We start from the raw sequence: 14,834 nt of genomic DNA on the forward strand, positions 1-14,834 counted from the left end.
GGCTGGGACCGGGGCTGCTGCTCTGCTGTGTCTCCGGGTCCTTCCCGGGGGAGGCCGCCCCGTCGTTTCCTTCGCCGCCGGACAGGGCGACCCAGATCACTCCGCCCGCCAGCACGGCACCGGCCGCGACGGAGGCGGCCACGACGCGGAGCGGGCGCCTCCGCCCAGGGGCCCCCTGCCCGCGGGCCCCTGGCCCGAAGACGGCGGGCGTCGCCGGCTGCGGGACAGGGACGGGTCTGGCTACGGGGACGGCGTCCTGCGGCGGTGCCAGCGGGTAGGACGTCGGCTCGGGATCCTCGCCCGCCTCCGCCACGGTGGCCAGCATCCGGTCGACGGCCTCCGCGTCCGGGCGCGCGGCGGGGTCCCGTACGAGCACCTGCTCCAGTACGGGAGTCAGGGCCCCGGCTCGCACGGGCGGCGGTACGTCCTCGCGGAGTACGGCGGCCAGCGTGGCCAGCGTCGTTCCCCTCCGCAGCGGATGGTGGCCCTCGACGGCCACGTACAGCATCATCGCCAGCGACCACAGATCGGCCGAGGGCCCGCCGGATTCGCCCGAGACGCGTTCCGGGGCCATGTAGTCGGGCGTGCCGATGATCGACCCGGTGGCGGTCAGGGCGGTGGCCTCACGGATCGCGGCGATGCCGAAGTCCGTGAGCACGGGCCGGCCGTCGGTGCGGAGCAGGACGTTGGCGGGTTTCACGTCCCGGTGCTGAACGCCTGCGGCGTGGGCGGCGCACAGGGCGTCGAGCACGCCTCGCCCGATGCGGGCGGCTTCGGCGGGGGCCAACGGCCCCCGGGCCAGCCGGTCGGCCAGCGAACCGCCGTCGACCAGTTCCATGACGAGCCACGGGTACGTTCCCTCGCCGCCGTCGACGATGTGATGGATCGTCACGACGTTCGGGTGCTGGACCCTGGCGAGGGACCGGGCCTCGCGCAGGACCCGCTCGCGGAGCATCCGTGCCGTACCGGGGTCGTACTCGGCGAGGTCCGGGTCCGTCGGCCGGACCTCCTTGACGGCCACGCTGCGGTGCAGCAGCAGATCGCGGGCGCGCCACACCGTACCCATGCCGCCGCCACCGAGCCTGGCCTCCAGCTCGAAGCGCCCGTCGACGACGCGTCTGTCGCTGTCCCCCTCGTTCATGGCGAGGAGCATAGGTGACGTGGTGAGGGAGGGGACGCCGAGGGCGGCAGTGACTCAAGTGAACGACTCTGCTGGACCGGGAACCGCTGAAGATGGTCCTGGCCGTCGCCCTGGTCCGCGGCCGCGTCACCGGCCGCCGCGGCTCCCCGAAGGCGGACGCCTCCCCGTAGTCGCGGACCCGCGGGGACCCAACGGCCCGATCACTGAGCAGTACGGGGCGGCCTGCCGAGTCTCCGCCGGGCGGGCCATCACGGCAGAGCAGGACCACTTGAACACTTACGTACTTCCAGCGACCCGTGCCGCGCACCGGCAGGACCGTCAAGGGCCGCCTGCCGCGGACCGCGGAAGCGCGGCGTCAGGCGATGGAAGCCGAAATGACGGCGGAGACGGCGAGGTTGCAGGACGCCGTCACCCAGACCGCAGGGTGAGGTTCCGGCTCGACCAGTGTCGCGCCCAGGCGGCCCGGCGTGATCAGGTCCACGACCAGGAAGGCCACGGCCATCATCACCAGCCCCAGCAGCCCGAATGCCGCGGTCGACACCAGTCCCTTGCCGAAGTCCTCGTACGTCGTCCAGATGGAGGTGAAGACGATGCCACCGATCCCGAGCAGCGAGGAGCTGAGCACCACGGCAGCGTTGCGGTTGCGCTCTTCCCAGATCTGCCGGCCGAGCTTTCCGGGGGTCAGCACGTCGACCAGGACGATACCGAGGACCAGCAGGACCAGGCCGAGGCCGCCGTAAGCGGTGGCCCGGCCGAGTCCGTTGACGATGTCGCTCATGGCGTTGCCGACTCCAATAGCGTGAGAGGTCGCGAGTGATCGCGGTCAAGGAGAGGCAAAATGTAGCGCACGTGTTCGGTCCGCTGACCGGCAGGCCCGGTAACCGATGTCGCAGCGCGGCCAGTGCGTTTGAGGGGCCCTCAGGAGCGCTCAGGCCCCAGGACACCCCCGGCTCCGGGGGCGTGGTCCTGCACCCCGGAGGGGGCTACGGGTGTCGGCGGCTACGCGGGCCGTACGGCGCTGTGGACGGCCGCCTCCCCGGTGGCGAACACCGGCTCCTCGCGGATGACAGCTCCGGGGGCGGGCGCGTGGACCATCATCCCGTCACCGGTGAACAGGCCGACGTGACGAGCATCGGCGTGGAAGAAGACCAGGTCACCTGGCTGGAGGTTGGTGAGCGACACCGGTGTTCCGGCACGCGCCTGGTCCTGTGCGGTGCGCGGAAGGTCGACGCCTGCGGCTCTCCACGCCGCCCGGATGAGGCTGGAGCTGTCGTAGGAGTCCGGACCGGTCGCCCCCCAGACGCACGGCTTGCCGGTCTGTGCCCGGGCGAAGGTGACCGCTGCCAGGCCTCTGCCGCCGACGGCGGGGACGGGCTCCGGGTCCGGGGCCACGGCCCACATGTTCTCGGCCATGGGTGCGTTGACGGTTGTGGTCGCGGCCCAGGGTGTCGTCTGCTGTGGCAGCGATTCGGTCGGCGGTGTGGCCTGGGGGGTCATCGGTGCGGCCCAGGGTGTCGTCTGCTGTGGCAGTGACTCGGTCGGCGGTGTGGCCTGGGGGGTCATCGGTGCGGCCCAGGGTGTCGGTTGCTGCGGCAGCGACTCGGTCGGCGGGGGAGGAAGGAGCTGCGGTTCCTCGGGCGGCGCACCCACCGTCGCTGCCGGAAGCGCCGGCGGTACTGCGACCAGTGCCGGCTCGAGGGCGAGAGCCGGTCCCGCGGTGGCCGCCGCAGGGGCGATGGCGGGCCGGGGCCCGGGTATGGCCCGCAACTCCGGCGTGGGTTGGGGGGACTCCAACTGCCTGCGAGGAGCCGCGGCACCGGTCTGCCGACCCTCCGTGGGCCGTGCGGAAGGGGCCGCGGCCGGCCGGGGTGCCATCCGGTCGGGCGGCAGCATGGCCGGAACGGTCGGTCCCAGGAACGCGCGGGCGGCACTGAACCACCGCCGGGTGATGGCGTCGACGCCGGCGTCGGAATCCCTGCGGGTCGGGACGGTACGGTCGCGTGACCTGGCGCGGGTCGCGTTGAAGGTCCCGCCGGCGGACTCGGCGCGGTCATAGAGGGTGTTGACCAGCTCCCTGACCTCGTCAGGGCTGGGCTCGCTGCCCGCCAGCCCCATGTTCTGCTCCGGCGCCATCGAACGTTCTCCTCCGCATCCCACTGTGGGTGCTGCCGCGGCCGCGGTCGAGCAGGTGTGCATCGACCTGGCCGAATTGTGGTTGGAGTGTGAAAGTTTAATGGAGTTGCGGCTGGAGTCCGCCCGGAGGTGCGCGAGCGGAGTCGCCCTACGGGGTCACGGTCAACGCGGTCGCACCCGGCGTCGTGCGGACGGTCTGCTCGACACCTGTGTGACGCGCGTCTTCGGCCTCGAAAGCGGCACCGATCAGTGAGCGTTCTCACACGGGCGGAGGGCGAGCCCTCTCACGACGAGATCGACTGTCCCTTCAGCCGGTCCCGCAGTTCCCCGACATCGGTCAGGAACCACGTCTGCCGCCCGCGGTTGCACTCACGGACGAAGTCCCGCAGCGCCGAACTGGCCGCCGTGTGACGGGAGATGTCGCCGAGGACGACGAGACCCATGCGGTAGTTGACGAACTTCTGGACGATCTCGCCGGCGACACGCGTATGCAGCTGGAAGAACTCCTCGCCCAGCCGCCCGACCGGGACGACCACCCACTGGGCGCCCTGATACGAGGCATTGCCCACGAGATCCAGGACATCGCGCTCGGCGAGGATCGTCTCGCCCTCGGAGGCGCACATCAGGACGGGCACGTCATGGATCGTCTGCAGGGTGCTCATGGAGGGTGAGGCTAGTTCCCGATGCGGACACGGTCGATGTGATTACCAGGCAGTGCCCTGTCGGCCGGACTGGGCGCCGGAGCGCGGCCGCATGCCGGCCATCCACTGTCAGTGTCAGTGTCTGCCGTGTCGGGCTTGTACGAGGGCGGCCCGTACGAGGGCGTCGAAGAGGCCCTGCTGGGCCGGGTCCTCGTGGGCGGTGTCCTCGGGATGCCACTGGACGGCGGTGAACCATCCGTGGACGCCGGGGAGTTCCAGTCCCTCCACGGTGCCGTCGGCGGCCCGCGCGGTGACCGTGAGTCCCACGCCGACGCGGTCCACCCGCTGGTGGTGGTAGCAGGACGCCTCGACCTTCTGCGCGCCGGTGGCCTGCTCCAGCAGGGTGCCGCGCTGGATCGCCACCGGGTGCACGACGTGCCGGTGCTCGCGCTCCGGGCCACCCATGTCCTGTTCCAGGGTGCCGCCGAGGGCGACGTTGACGACCTGGAGGCCACGGCAGACGGCGAGCAGAGGCGAGCCCGAGTGCAGTGCGGTACGGGCGACTTCGAGATCGAAGGCGTCCTGCGTCTCGTCCACGTCGTACACGTCGGCGTGGGTGTGGGCGGCGCCGTAACGGCGCGGGGCCAGGTCACCGCCGCCGGGGAGCAGGACTCCGTCGAAGCGGGCGAGACGGGCGGCGGTCTCGGAGCCCGAGGAGTCCGGGGAGCCCGAGGAGTCCGGGGAGCCCGAGGAGTCCGCGGGGTGGATGCTCACCGGCTCGCCGCCCGCTCGCCACACGGCCTCGATCAGAGCGCGGGCGTTGACCTCGGCGGCGTACCGCAGCGCGGAGGTCGTCGCGGAGAAGCGGGCGGGGACGGCGATCAGGGGGCGTGTCACAGCTGGATCCACGTGGTCTTGAGTTCCGTGTACTTCTCGATGGCGTGCGCGGACTTGTCGCGGCCGTTGCCCGACTGCTTCATGCCGCCGAACGGGACGGTCAGATCGCCCTCCTCGTAGCAGTTGACCCAGACCGTCCCCGCCCTGAGCGCGCGCGAGACCCGGTGGGCGGTGGACAGGTCGGAGGTCCACAGGCCGGCGGCGAGTCCGTACTCGGTGGCGTTGGCCAGCCGGACCGCCTCGTCGAGATCGTCGAAGGTGAGGACGGAGAGCACCGGGCCGAAGATCTCCTCGCGGGCCAGCCGCATGCCCGGGTCCACCCCGTCGAAGACGGTGGGCCGGAGATAGCTGCCGCCGGTCTCCGCCTGCGCGCGCCCGCCGCCGGCCCGCAGCCGCGCGCCCTCGTCCAGTCCGGTGCCGATGTGGTCGAGGACGCGCTCCAGATGGGCCTCGCCCACCATCGCGCCCATCTCGGTCGCCGGGTCCAGCGGATCACCGACCCGCAGTTCCCCGGCCCGGGCCACGACCGCCTCGGTGACGCGTTCGGCGACGGAGGAGTGCACCAGCAGCCGGGACGGGGCGGTGCACATCTCGCCCTGGTTGAAGAAGATGCCCCAGGCGGCGGTGGCGGCGGCCTTCTCCAGGTCGGGGGCGTCGGGAAGGATGATGTTCGGTGACTTGCCGCCGAGCTCCAGCCAGACGCGCTTGAGGTTGGAGTCGGCGGAGTAGCGCAGGAAGTGGCGGCCGACCGCCGTGGAGCCGGTGAACGCCAGGACGTCCACATCGGGGTGCAGTCCGAGCGCCCGGCCGGCCACCGGCCCGTCACCCGTCACGACGTTGAGCACGCCCGGCGGCAGTCCGGCCTCGGTGGCGATCCGCCCGAGGAGCAGGGCGGACAGCGGCGAGTTCTCCGACGGCTTCAGGACGACCGTGCACCCCGCGGCCAGTGCCGGGGCGACCTTCCAACTCGCCAGCGTCAGGGGGAAGTTCCACGGCACTACGGCACCTACGACACCCACCGGCTCCCGGGTGATCAGCGCCAGGGCGTCCGGGGAGGTGTGGGGCGACTCGTCGGTGAGTTTGTCCGCCAGCTGCCCGTACCAGCGGAACGTGTTGATCGCGGCACGCAGCTCGATGTCGTGCGCGTCCGTGATCGGCTTGCCCATCTCCAGGCTGATGGTCAACGCGAGCAACTCCCGTCGCTCTTCGAGTAGTTCGGCGACGCGCAGCAGGATCCGGCCGCGGTCGGCGGGCGCGAGCCGTGGCCAGGGGCCGGAGTCGAAGGCCCGGCGCGCGGCGGCCACGGCCAGGTCGACCTCGGCGGGCGCCGCGTCGGCGACCTCGCCGAGCACCTGTCCGTCGCGGGGTGAGACGACCGCGAACGTGGTGCCCCCGCCCGGTTCGTCGACTCCGTCGATGTGGTGCTGGGCGGGGAGGTGCAGCTCCTTGGCGCGACGCAGCAGGTCGGCGTGGGCGAGGGCCGGCATCAGCTCTCCTCTTCCTGATGGTTCTTCTGATGGCCTGATGGTTCTTCTGACGGTTCGAATCGGTGCGCGTGGGCCACACGCGCCGCGGGCCGACGGCGGCACCGGGGGAGCGGTGCCGCCGTCAGCCGCAGGGGGACGTCGAGGTCAGTCCGTGACGGTGCGCCCGGGCCGAGCCGGCCGCGCCACGACAAGCCCCAGGACCAGCACCGCCGGGACGGTGAGCTGGAGCCAGACCGCGGTGGTCCGGTCGCCGCCGATGAGCGTGGTGAAGTTCTCGATGATCAGCCAGATCGCTCCGGCGATGCCGAGCGCGCCCAGAACCGGCGCGATCAGTGTGTTCCAGGGCCGGGTGTCGACGCGTGAACGGCGGAAGAAGACGACCACGGACACGGAGGTCAGGAAGTAGAGGAGCATCATCGCCAGTACGGCGACTCCGCTGAACCAGGAGAACAGCGTCAGCACCGGGTCCTTGCCCAGGAGCGCGAACGGCATGACCAGTGCCACCGCGATCACGCTCTGGACGGTACCGGCCACCCAGGGGGAGTGGCGCCGGTTGAGCGCGGTCAGTCCGTGGGGCAGCAGCCCTTCACGGCCGAGGGAGAACAGGTAGCGGTTGGCGGAGTTGTGGAAGGCCAGGATGCCGGCGAAGAGCGAGGTGGCCAGCAGGATGGGCAGCACGTCGCCGGTCCACGCGCCGAACTGAGCGGTGATGGGTCCGAAGACCCAGGCCGTGGCATCGCCCGACTCCAGCGCCTTGCCCGCCTCCGCCGTCGCCCTGGAAGCGCCGTGCGCGGAGACCAGCATCCACGAGGTGAAGGCGAAGAAGCAGGTGACCACCGCGACCGACAGGTAGGTGGCGCGCGGCACGGTCTTCTTCGGCTCCCGGGCCTCCTCGCCGTAGATGGCGGTGGCCTCGAAGCCGAACATCGACGCCACGGCGAACATCAGCGCCACGCCGGGGGCGCCCTGGAGCGCCGCGGCCGGCGAGAAGCTGTCGCCGAGACCGAGGCCCTCCGGGCCGCCGCCCTTGAAGAGGGTCACGAGGGCGAAGACGATCAGGATGCTGAACTCCGCCAGAACGAACACGGCCAGGACCTTGGCACCCATCTCGATCCCCGCGGCTCCGAGGACCTGGACGACGACCACGGTGACCAGCGCCCAGACCCACCACGCGATCTGTACGCCGGTGTAGTGCCCGACCAGGCCGCTCACCGTCGCGCCGTAGAGCCCGTACATGGCGGCCTGGATGGCGCAGTACGCGAAGAGCGCGACACCGGCGCTGCCGGAGCCCGTCGCGCGGCCCAGCCCCTTGCCGATGTACGTGTAGAAGGCGCCGGCGTCCACGACGTGGCGGCCCATGGCGACGAAGCCGATGGAGAACAGCAGGATCACGACGCCGGCCGCGAGGTACGCGGCGGGGGTGCCGGCCCCGTTGCCGATGGCGACGGCGATGGGGACGGCTCCGGCGATACCGGTCAGCGGTGCCTGGGCGGAGAGGACGAAGAAGAGGATGCCCAGGACGCCGAGGGAATCGGGCTTGAGCCTGCCTGCCGTGGAGGAATCTTGCGCGTTGTGCGGGGCGACCGCCGTCTGACTGTCCACTCGGATCACCTGTCGGGGACGGGGAGGGATGGAGTTCGTTTCGATCCAAACGAGTTGCCCTATCGTGGGCCTGAACTATCCGTTTGGCAAGGGTCGGGTGCGGGGGATTTCCGTCCGGGCGTCGATTCCTCACGGAGCTGTGATCCGGGGGCCGAGTGGTCGGTCCCTTCACGGCGCGTGGCCGGTCGAGCCCGGTGGAGACCCCGCACCGCGAGCGCCGTACTGCGCCGCGCCCTCCGGTGGTCCGGCAGCCGTCGGTGGCATGCCGGGACCCGACTACCGCGCCGAACGCCCCCGGCCTCGAAGCGCGCGGGTCAGGGGTTGTTCCCAGGACGCGCGGGTGTCAGTCGCCGTCGCCGTCGGCATCGAGCAGCCTCAGCAGCGAGCGCAGCTGCTCCAGGGCGGCGTCCGTGACCTCGGGCTCGCCGAGGACGAGCTGGTGCAGCACCAGACCGTCGAGTGCGGCGAAGACCAACCGGGTCAGCGCCTTGTCCGCGTCGGCCGGCAGCATCCGGCTCAGCTCCCGCTGGGTGGCGTCGAAGTACTCGTCGTACAGCGCGCGGATCTGCGGCAGCAGCTCCGGGCGGCGGCGCGACTCCAGCAGCAGCTCGTACTGGAACGCCTGCGTACCCGGATCCGCGGTGACCATCTCGGACAGCCCCGTCGAGAAGTCCGCGACCTTGCCGGTGCCCGGCTCGAGCGCGCTGATGCTCAACGAGGTGCGGATCGTATGGGCGAGTGCCTCCTCGATCAGCGCGTCACGGGAACCGAAGTGGTGCACGACGAGGCCATGGGTGACCCCGGCCTCCTCCGCGACGGCCCGATAGGTGAGCTTGCGCAGTCCGCCCCGCGCCACCACACGTACGGCGGCGTTCAGCAGCGCCTCGCGCCCCTCGCCGTAGTGCAGGCGCTTGCGCGGCTGCCGGCTCTTGGGGGCGTCCGCGGAGTCGGTCATGCCGGTGACCTTACCGGTACGGGTTCGAGCACCTTCTCCGAGTCCGGGGGGCCTGCGCGCGACGCACCGGGCGCCTCGGTCGGCGGCCCGGTGCGGCACATTCCCGCGCGGCACCAGCGCGTGCGCGGCACCGGCGCGTGCGCGACATCGACACCAGGATGGCGTCAGCGCCTGGGCGGGCGGATGCCGCGGAACTCCCAGTCGCCGCCGAGCGCGGTGGACAGCACCTCCTCGGACTCGGTGGGCTGCGCGCCGACGTCGGTACGGATCGCGGTCGGTCCGGTCACGATGTGGTTGGTGAGCCGGCCGAGGCCCTCCACCTCCACCTCGACGACGTCACCGGGCTGTACGGGCCGGGAGTTGGCCGGGGTGCCCGACAGCAGAACGTCGCCGGGGTGGAGGGTGATGGTGCGGGCGATGTCGGCGACGAGATAGTGCATGTCCCACTTCATCTCGTCGGTCGAACCGTCCTGCACCACCTGGCCGTTGACGTACGTCCGCAGGCTCTTGCCGTGGAAGTCCCAGTCGGTGACCAGACCGGGGCCGAGCGGGCAGAGGGTGTCGGAACCCTTGACGCGGAGCATGGAACCGGCGTCCGTGTCGCGGAAGTCGTGCAGGCCGTAGTCGTTGGCGACGGTGTAGCCCGCGATGTACTCGCCCGCCTCGGCCGGGGAGATGTTCCGCGCGGTCCTCCCGATGACGATGGCGACCTCGCCCTCGTAGTTGAGCCACTTGCAGCCCTCGGGGCGGACGACCGCGCCCTTGTGGGAGTTGAGGGCAGAGGTCGGTTTGTGGAAGTACGTGGGCGTGTCGGGGAGGTCGATCCGGAACTCGTCCACGCGGCTGCGGTGGTTGAGATGGACGGCGATCACCTTCGACGGCACCACCGGCGGCAGGTGCTGCGCCTCCTCGGTCTTGACGCGGCGGCCGTCCCCGGCGACGAGTTCGTCCCCGTCGACGGTGACCTGGACGGCGGCGCCGTCGAGGAGGATACGGCGGTATTCGGGCATGAGGGCTCCTCGTTATGGCTGGGGCGCGGTAGTGGGCAGTCCGGTGCCGGTCCAGCCGTCGGCGGGCCGGTCGAACCAGAGGTGGACCTGGCCGGTGCCGACCGAGTTCTCGTACTCCCCGTACTGACGGGCCTTGGCGACACAGGCCTGTTCGCCGAGGGCGCCGGCCATCATCAGGTAGTGGAAGAACTTCGCCTCGGGCTTGTACTTCCAGAACTCGTCCATGGTGTCGAGGACCTTGTCGTGGCGGCCCTCCTTGAACCAGGCGATGCGCTCGTGATCGGCCTCGCGGGCCTCGGGCGTGAAGATGTGCACCGGATCGCTGGCCTCGTGGTCGCGCAGCTCGCGCAGCGGCCAGAAGGTGTGGGAGAGGGCACCGGAGGCGATCAGCAGGACGCGGCGCCCCGGAGTGGCGGCGATACCGTCGGCGAGCGCCCGGCCGAGCCGCAGATGGTCCTCCATGTCACCGGTCTGGCAGACGCCGACGGTCACCCACCGCTTGTCGGGCAGCCCCTCGCCGAGGAACTTCCACAGGTTGAGGGTGGCGTAGTAGATCGGCAGGTACTCGTCGTCGATCGCGGTGATCCAGGTGCCGTGCCGGTCGGCGAACTTCTCGATGTTGTAAGCCAGTTCGGGGTCGCCGGGAAAGTCGTACGGCATCCGGCACATACCGCGCGGCAGCTCCTCGGAGGTGAACAGACCGGCGCGGCGCCCCTGTGCGGTCACGACGAACTCGACCGTGGTGGCCCAGTGGGAGTCGAGGACGACGACGGTGTCGTAGTCGTCGGCGGCATCGCGCTCGAAGACGTCCTTACGGAGCTGGTGAAGGCCGGTGACGAGGGTGATCTCCTTGCCCTCGTTGAGCTCCAGCCGGTCCGCCTCCGGGAGCACGATGGTGGGGACGTGGGCGAGGAGTCCCGCCCCGACGATCTCACCCATGGTTCTTCCATCCGTTCGGCGCGGTGACGGTGTTCTTGACGTCGCAGTAGAAGTCGAAGCTCCAGGTGCCGCCCTCGCGGCCGACACCGGAGTGCCGGGAGCCGCCGAAGGGCGCCTGGAGGTCGCGTACGAAGAAGCAGTTGACCCAGACCGTGCCGGCCACCAGTCGCGCGGTGACGCGTTCGGCACGCTCCCGGTCACCGGTGGCTAGGGTGGCGGCCAGTCCGAAGCGGGTGTCGTTGGCCAGGCGGACGGCCTCTTCCTCGGTGCTGAAGGTCTGGAGGGTCAGGACCGGTCCGAAGACCTCCTCCTGGACGATCTCCGAGTCCTGGGCGACATCGGTGAGCAGGGTCGGGGCGTAGTACTGCCCGCCCTTGCGATGGCCGCCGATCACCGCGCGCGCTCCGGCCGCGAGCGCCCGCCGCACGAAGCCGTCGATCTTCTCCAGCTGGCGCGGGTGGATGGTGGGCCCGATGTCGGTGGCCTCGTCGCGCGGGTCGCCCTGCGTGAGCCGCCCGGCCTTCTCCACGAACCGCCGCGTGAACTCCTCGGCGACCGACTCCTCGACCAGGAAGCGCGTGGCGGCGAGGCAGACCTGCCCGGCGTTGTCGTACTGCTCCACCGCGAGGTCGACGGCGAGGTCGAGGTCGGCGTCGGCGAAGACCAGCAGCGGTGACTTGCCGCCGAGTTCGAGGCTGAGCGGGGTGAGGTTGCCGGAGGCCGACTCCGCGATCCGCCGGGCCGTCGGGACCGAGCCCGTGAAGCTGATCCGGCGCACGTCCGGGTGCGAGGTGAGGGCGTCGCCGATCTCGGAGCCGTAGCCCTGGACGACGTTCAGCACCCCGGCGGGCAGCCCGGCCTCGGCGGCGATGTCGGCGAGCAGGGAGGCGGTCAGGGGGGACCACTCGGCGGGCTTGAGAACCACGGTGTTGCCCGCCGCCAGCGCCGGGGCGACCTTCCAGGTCGCCAGCATCAGGGGCGCGTTCCACGGGGTGATCAGCACGCAGGGGCCCGCCGGATCCCACGAGACGTGGTTGGTGTGACCGCGCGTCTCGAAGTCCTCGTGCTCCAGCGTCAGCAGCCAGTCCGCGAAGAAGCGGAAGTTGTGCGCGACGCGCGGCATCACGCCCCGGCGGTGCGAACGCAGCAGGGCGCCGTTGTCGGTGGTCTCGACGATCGCGAGCTCTTCGAGCCGCTTCTCCACGCCGTCGGCGACGGCGTGCAGGACGCGGGCGCGCTCGGCCCGTGAGGTGGCCGCCCAGGCGGGGAAGGCGGCCTTCGCGGCGGCCACCGCTGCCGCGGCCTCCAGCGCCGTACCGCGGGAGATCTCACCCAGGACGCCGCCGTCGATGGGGGAGTGGTCGGTGAAGGTGTCGACGGAGGCGACGCGTTCGCCCCCGATCCAGTGCCGGGTGTCGACGGCGACACTGCCTACGGTGATCTTTTCAGTCATGAGAAAGGGCTCCAGTCGAAACGAGGGTGAGGTGAGATGCCCGGGGGCGCGGAGCTGCATCGTCATGCGGCTTGGCCGCATGGGCGCGACCAGCCACGACGAAGCCGGCAGCCGGCCACGAACCTCACCCGGCGGACGCTTCCGACGTCCCGGACTCCAGCAGCCGCCCGCCGTCCCAGACCACCCCCACCTGCCGGTAGTACGCGGCGATGGGCTCGCGGATCTCCAACCGGGCCAACTCCTCCGTGGGCGCCTCGAACAGCTCCAGCTCGGCCTCACCGACCCACGGCCGCCCACCCTCGAAGGAGGCGGCTCCCGACTCGATCAGCTCGTCCAGCGCCAGCCCCTTGCCCTTCTCGATCGAGGGCAGCCACCGGTGATGGGCCATGGGATGCCCGTTGACGAACCCGTTGGTCTCCGAGGGCTCCCGCAGGGTCACCACGGCCTGGGCCAGCCGCCGGTCCGCCGCGGCGAGGGTCGCCCCGAACCGTGCCCCCGCCTCGATCCGCGGAGCGGGCCCGTACGGATGCGGACGCGTCTGGTGGATGGACCCGAGCTTCTTCGGATACCCCTGGTGCAGGCCACGGGCGATGGCGAAGTCCTTGTCGACCCAGATGTAGACGCAGCGCGTGTAGGTCTGCCCCTTGTACATGCAGCGGACGACCGCGAAGGCCTCCTTGTACTGGGACAGCACGGGATCGAGCAATTCCGCCCCCGACTCCGAGCACGACTGCCAGTCGGCCCAGATCAACGCGACCGCGCCCGGGTCCTCGTCGGACAACTCCAGCGGCTCGGGCAGCAGTTCACGCACCCGCGCCGGATCGGTCCGGTACTCGACGGTGAGCAGGTCACCGGAGTAGCGCCACGGCGGCGAGGGGATCAGCGACGAGGCACCACTCGCCGTCTTGGGATGGAAGTAACCACGAACTGAAGACATGACGGGGTCCTTACACAGTGAGGGTGGGCTGCTTCAGCAGCTGGGCGCGGTAACGGGCGGCACCCATGGCGGCGCTGTGGCCACCGAGCGCCACGACGCCGACCAGCCGGTCGTCGGCGTGGTAGCCCACCAGGACGTCGCCGTCCGGGTCGCCGTCCAGGACGCGTACGTCATCGAGGCCGAGGCCCGGCGCACCGAACGACTGCACCCTGAAGTCGTGCTGGTCGCTCCAGAAGGTGGGCAGCGGCGCGAAGGGCGCGGGCTCGCAGTCAGCACCCGCCAGATGAGCGGCCAGCGTCCTCGCGGCGTGCTTGGCGGTGTCCGTGGGGATCGACCAGTGCTCGACGCGGCGGGGTACGCCGTCGTAGCGGGCGTTGGGGAAGCGGGCCACATCGCCGACCGCGACGACCTCAGGGCGTCCGCCGACCCGCAGCTGCGCGTCGGTGAGCACGCCGTCGGAGAGGTCGAGGCCGTTGCCCTCCAGCCACTCGACGTTGGCGACCGAGCCGACCGACTCGACCACCACGTCGGCGGGCAGCACGGTGCCGTCGCTCAGGACGACCCCCGTCACGCGCTCGTCGCCCTCGAACCCGGAGACCCCCGTGCCGAGTGCGAAGCGCACCCCGCGCTCCTCGTGCCGCTTCAGCAGAGCACGGCCGAGCAGCTCTCCGAGCGGTCCGGCCATGGGCAGGGGCAGCGGGTCGACCACGGTCACCTCGCGCACGCCGAGTCCTACGGCGGTGGCGGCGACCTCGCAGCCGATGAATCCGGCGCCGACCACGACCACCCGCGCATCCGGACGGGTCAGTCCGTCCCGGAGGCCCTGGGCATCGGCCGGCGTGCGGACCGTGTGACGGCCGGCGAGCGGGCCGGTGCAGCGCAGACGCCGGGGCCGCATTCCGGTGGCGACGACGAGTCCGTCGTACGAGAGCGCCGAGCCGTCGTCGAGTGCGACGGTCCGCTCGGGCAGGCGTGCGGCGACGACCTTCGTGCCGAGCCGCCACTCCACGTCCGCGACGGCCGCCTTCGGTACGAAGGCCAGGGATTCGAAGGGAGCCTTGCCGGCCAGGACCTCCTTGGACAGCGGAGGCCGGTTGTAGGGCATGTGGGGCTCGTCGCCGACGACGGTGATCGCCCCGGTCCAGCCCGCCGCGCGCAGCTGCTCGGCGGCGCGCAGGCCGCCCATCGAACCGCCCGCGACGACCACGCGTCCGGTCATGGACGCGGTCATGGATGCGGTCATGGAGCTCAGCCCTCGATCCGGATGGCCTGGAGCGGACACACGTCCGCGGCCTCCTCGACCTCGTCGCGCAGCGCGTCGTCCGGGTCGGAGACGTACACCAGGTGCCCGTCGTCGTCCATCGAGAAGACATCGGGGGCCGCGAAGACGCACTGGCCGTGGTCCTGGCACTTGTTCGTGTCGACGACGACCTTCATGGCGGTCCTCCTGAGGGGTGAGGCGTCGGAGCAGAGGGGAAAGCCGTTCGTTTGGCTTCAAACAACATAGGAAGCCGTTCGGTCCTGGTCAATACCTGTCCATGTGGATAAGTTCTTCGAGCCACCCCCTTGCGGGGCGGGACTCTTCTCCATACCGTTCGGGTTCAAACGAATAGTTCAGGGGGTTCGCCCTCCCTCCCCC

General features: G+C 71.1%; 14 protein-coding genes. All 14 read right to left on the minus strand.

Features of this window, described 5'->3' with window-relative positions; translation table 11 throughout:
- Positions 1-1,141: serine/threonine-protein kinase (locus FNH04_RS26015; RefSeq protein WP_228031619.1), on the minus strand; the 1,141-nt coding region annotated here is incomplete at its 3' end.
- A 355-nt stretch (positions 1,142-1,496) separates the two neighbouring features.
- Positions 1,497-1,919 (minus strand): DUF350 domain-containing protein, encoded by a 423-nt coding sequence (locus FNH04_RS26020; RefSeq protein WP_152788224.1) that lies wholly within the window; start codon positions 1,917-1,919, stop codon positions 1,497-1,499.
- A gap of 221 nt (positions 1,920-2,140) precedes the next feature.
- Positions 2,141-3,274: a C40 family peptidase gene (locus tag FNH04_RS47890; RefSeq protein WP_228031620.1), complete on the minus strand. Its 1,134-nt coding sequence runs from the start codon at positions 3,272-3,274 to the stop codon at positions 2,141-2,143.
- Between the two features lie 284 nt (positions 3,275-3,558).
- Complete coding sequence (locus FNH04_RS26030; protein ID WP_152788225.1) at positions 3,559-3,936, minus strand: DUF4180 domain-containing protein; 378 nt, start codon at positions 3,934-3,936, stop codon at positions 3,559-3,561.
- A gap of 114 nt (positions 3,937-4,050) precedes the next feature.
- Positions 4,051-4,812: a gamma-glutamyl-gamma-aminobutyrate hydrolase family protein gene (locus FNH04_RS26035; RefSeq protein WP_322723887.1), complete on the minus strand. Its 762-nt coding sequence runs from the start codon at positions 4,810-4,812 to the stop codon at positions 4,051-4,053.
- Positions 4,809-6,299, minus strand: coding sequence for an aldehyde dehydrogenase (locus tag FNH04_RS26040; protein ID WP_152788226.1), 1,491 nt, complete (start codon positions 6,297-6,299; stop codon positions 4,809-4,811). The genes FNH04_RS26035 and FNH04_RS26040 overlap by 4 nt, the downstream gene beginning before the upstream one ends.
- Before the next feature lie 144 nt (positions 6,300-6,443).
- On the minus strand, positions 6,444-7,901 hold the full coding sequence (locus FNH04_RS26045) for an APC family permease (protein ID WP_322723889.1): 1,458 nt from the start codon (positions 7,899-7,901) through the stop codon (positions 6,444-6,446).
- 343 nt (positions 7,902-8,244) lie between these two features.
- Complete coding sequence (locus FNH04_RS26050; protein ID WP_152788227.1) at positions 8,245-8,856, minus strand: TetR/AcrR family transcriptional regulator; 612 nt, start codon at positions 8,854-8,856, stop codon at positions 8,245-8,247.
- A 164-nt stretch (positions 8,857-9,020) separates the two neighbouring features.
- Complete coding sequence (locus FNH04_RS26055; protein ID WP_152788228.1) at positions 9,021-9,866, minus strand: fumarylacetoacetate hydrolase family protein; 846 nt, start codon at positions 9,864-9,866, stop codon at positions 9,021-9,023.
- A 12-nt stretch (positions 9,867-9,878) separates the two neighbouring features.
- Positions 9,879-10,805, minus strand: coding sequence for a 3,4-dihydroxyphenylacetate 2,3-dioxygenase (locus FNH04_RS26060; RefSeq protein ID WP_152788229.1), 927 nt, complete (start codon positions 10,803-10,805; stop codon positions 9,879-9,881).
- Positions 10,798-12,258 carry an aldehyde dehydrogenase gene (locus tag FNH04_RS26065; protein WP_152788230.1) on the minus strand — a complete coding sequence of 487 codons (1,461 nt, stop codon included), beginning with the start codon at positions 12,256-12,258 and terminating at the stop codon, positions 10,798-10,800. Before FNH04_RS26065 ends, FNH04_RS26060 begins: the two co-directional genes overlap by 8 nt.
- A gap of 124 nt (positions 12,259-12,382) precedes the next feature.
- A complete protein-coding gene (locus FNH04_RS26070) occupies positions 12,383-13,195 on the minus strand; it encodes an acetoacetate decarboxylase family protein (protein WP_152788231.1) in 813 nt (270 codons plus the stop codon).
- A 10-nt stretch (positions 13,196-13,205) separates the two neighbouring features.
- Entirely contained in the window at positions 13,206-14,414 is a 1,209-nt protein-coding gene (locus tag FNH04_RS26075) for an NAD(P)/FAD-dependent oxidoreductase (protein ID WP_152788236.1), read from the minus strand.
- Positions 14,415-14,443: 29 nt separating this feature from the next.
- Positions 14,444-14,632, minus strand: a complete 189-nt coding sequence (locus tag FNH04_RS26080; protein ID WP_152788232.1) for a ferredoxin — start codon at positions 14,630-14,632, stop codon at positions 14,444-14,446.
- Positions 14,633-14,834 lie beyond the last annotated feature (202 nt).

The organism is Streptomyces phyllanthi (genome assembly GCF_009377205.1).
GTDB lineage: Bacteria > Actinomycetota > Actinomycetes > Streptomycetales > Streptomycetaceae > Streptomyces > Streptomyces phyllanthi.

Excerpts from the sequence above, each read along its gene's own strand:
- FNH04_RS26020 (WP_152788224.1), bottom strand. The coding sequence starts at position 1,919 with ATGAGCGACATCGTCAACGGACTCGGCCGGGCCACCGCTTACGGCGGC.
- FNH04_RS47890 (WP_228031620.1), bottom strand. The coding sequence starts at position 3,274 with ATGGCGCCGGAGCAGAACATGGGGCTGGCGGGCAGCGAGCCCAGCCCT.
- FNH04_RS26030 (WP_152788225.1), bottom strand. The coding sequence starts at position 3,936 with ATGAGCACCCTGCAGACGATCCATGACGTGCCCGTCCTGATGTGCGCC.
- FNH04_RS26040 (WP_152788226.1), bottom strand. The coding sequence starts at position 6,299 with ATGCCGGCCCTCGCCCACGCCGACCTGCTGCGTCGCGCCAAGGAGCTG.
- FNH04_RS26050 (WP_152788227.1), bottom strand. The coding sequence starts at position 8,856 with ATGACCGACTCCGCGGACGCCCCCAAGAGCCGGCAGCCGCGCAAGCGC.
- FNH04_RS26055 (WP_152788228.1), bottom strand. The coding sequence starts at position 9,866 with ATGCCCGAATACCGCCGTATCCTCCTCGACGGCGCCGCCGTCCAGGTC.
- FNH04_RS26060 (WP_152788229.1), bottom strand. The coding sequence starts at position 10,805 with ATGGGTGAGATCGTCGGGGCGGGACTCCTCGCCCACGTCCCCACCATC.
- FNH04_RS26065 (WP_152788230.1), bottom strand. The coding sequence starts at position 12,258 with ATGACTGAAAAGATCACCGTAGGCAGTGTCGCCGTCGACACCCGGCAC.
- FNH04_RS26070 (WP_152788231.1), bottom strand. The coding sequence starts at position 13,195 with ATGTCTTCAGTTCGTGGTTACTTCCATCCCAAGACGGCGAGTGGTGCC.
- FNH04_RS26075 (WP_152788236.1), bottom strand. The coding sequence starts at position 14,414 with ATGACCGGACGCGTGGTCGTCGCGGGCGGTTCGATGGGCGGCCTGCGC.
- FNH04_RS26080 (WP_152788232.1), bottom strand. The coding sequence starts at position 14,632 with ATGAAGGTCGTCGTCGACACGAACAAGTGCCAGGACCACGGCCAGTGC.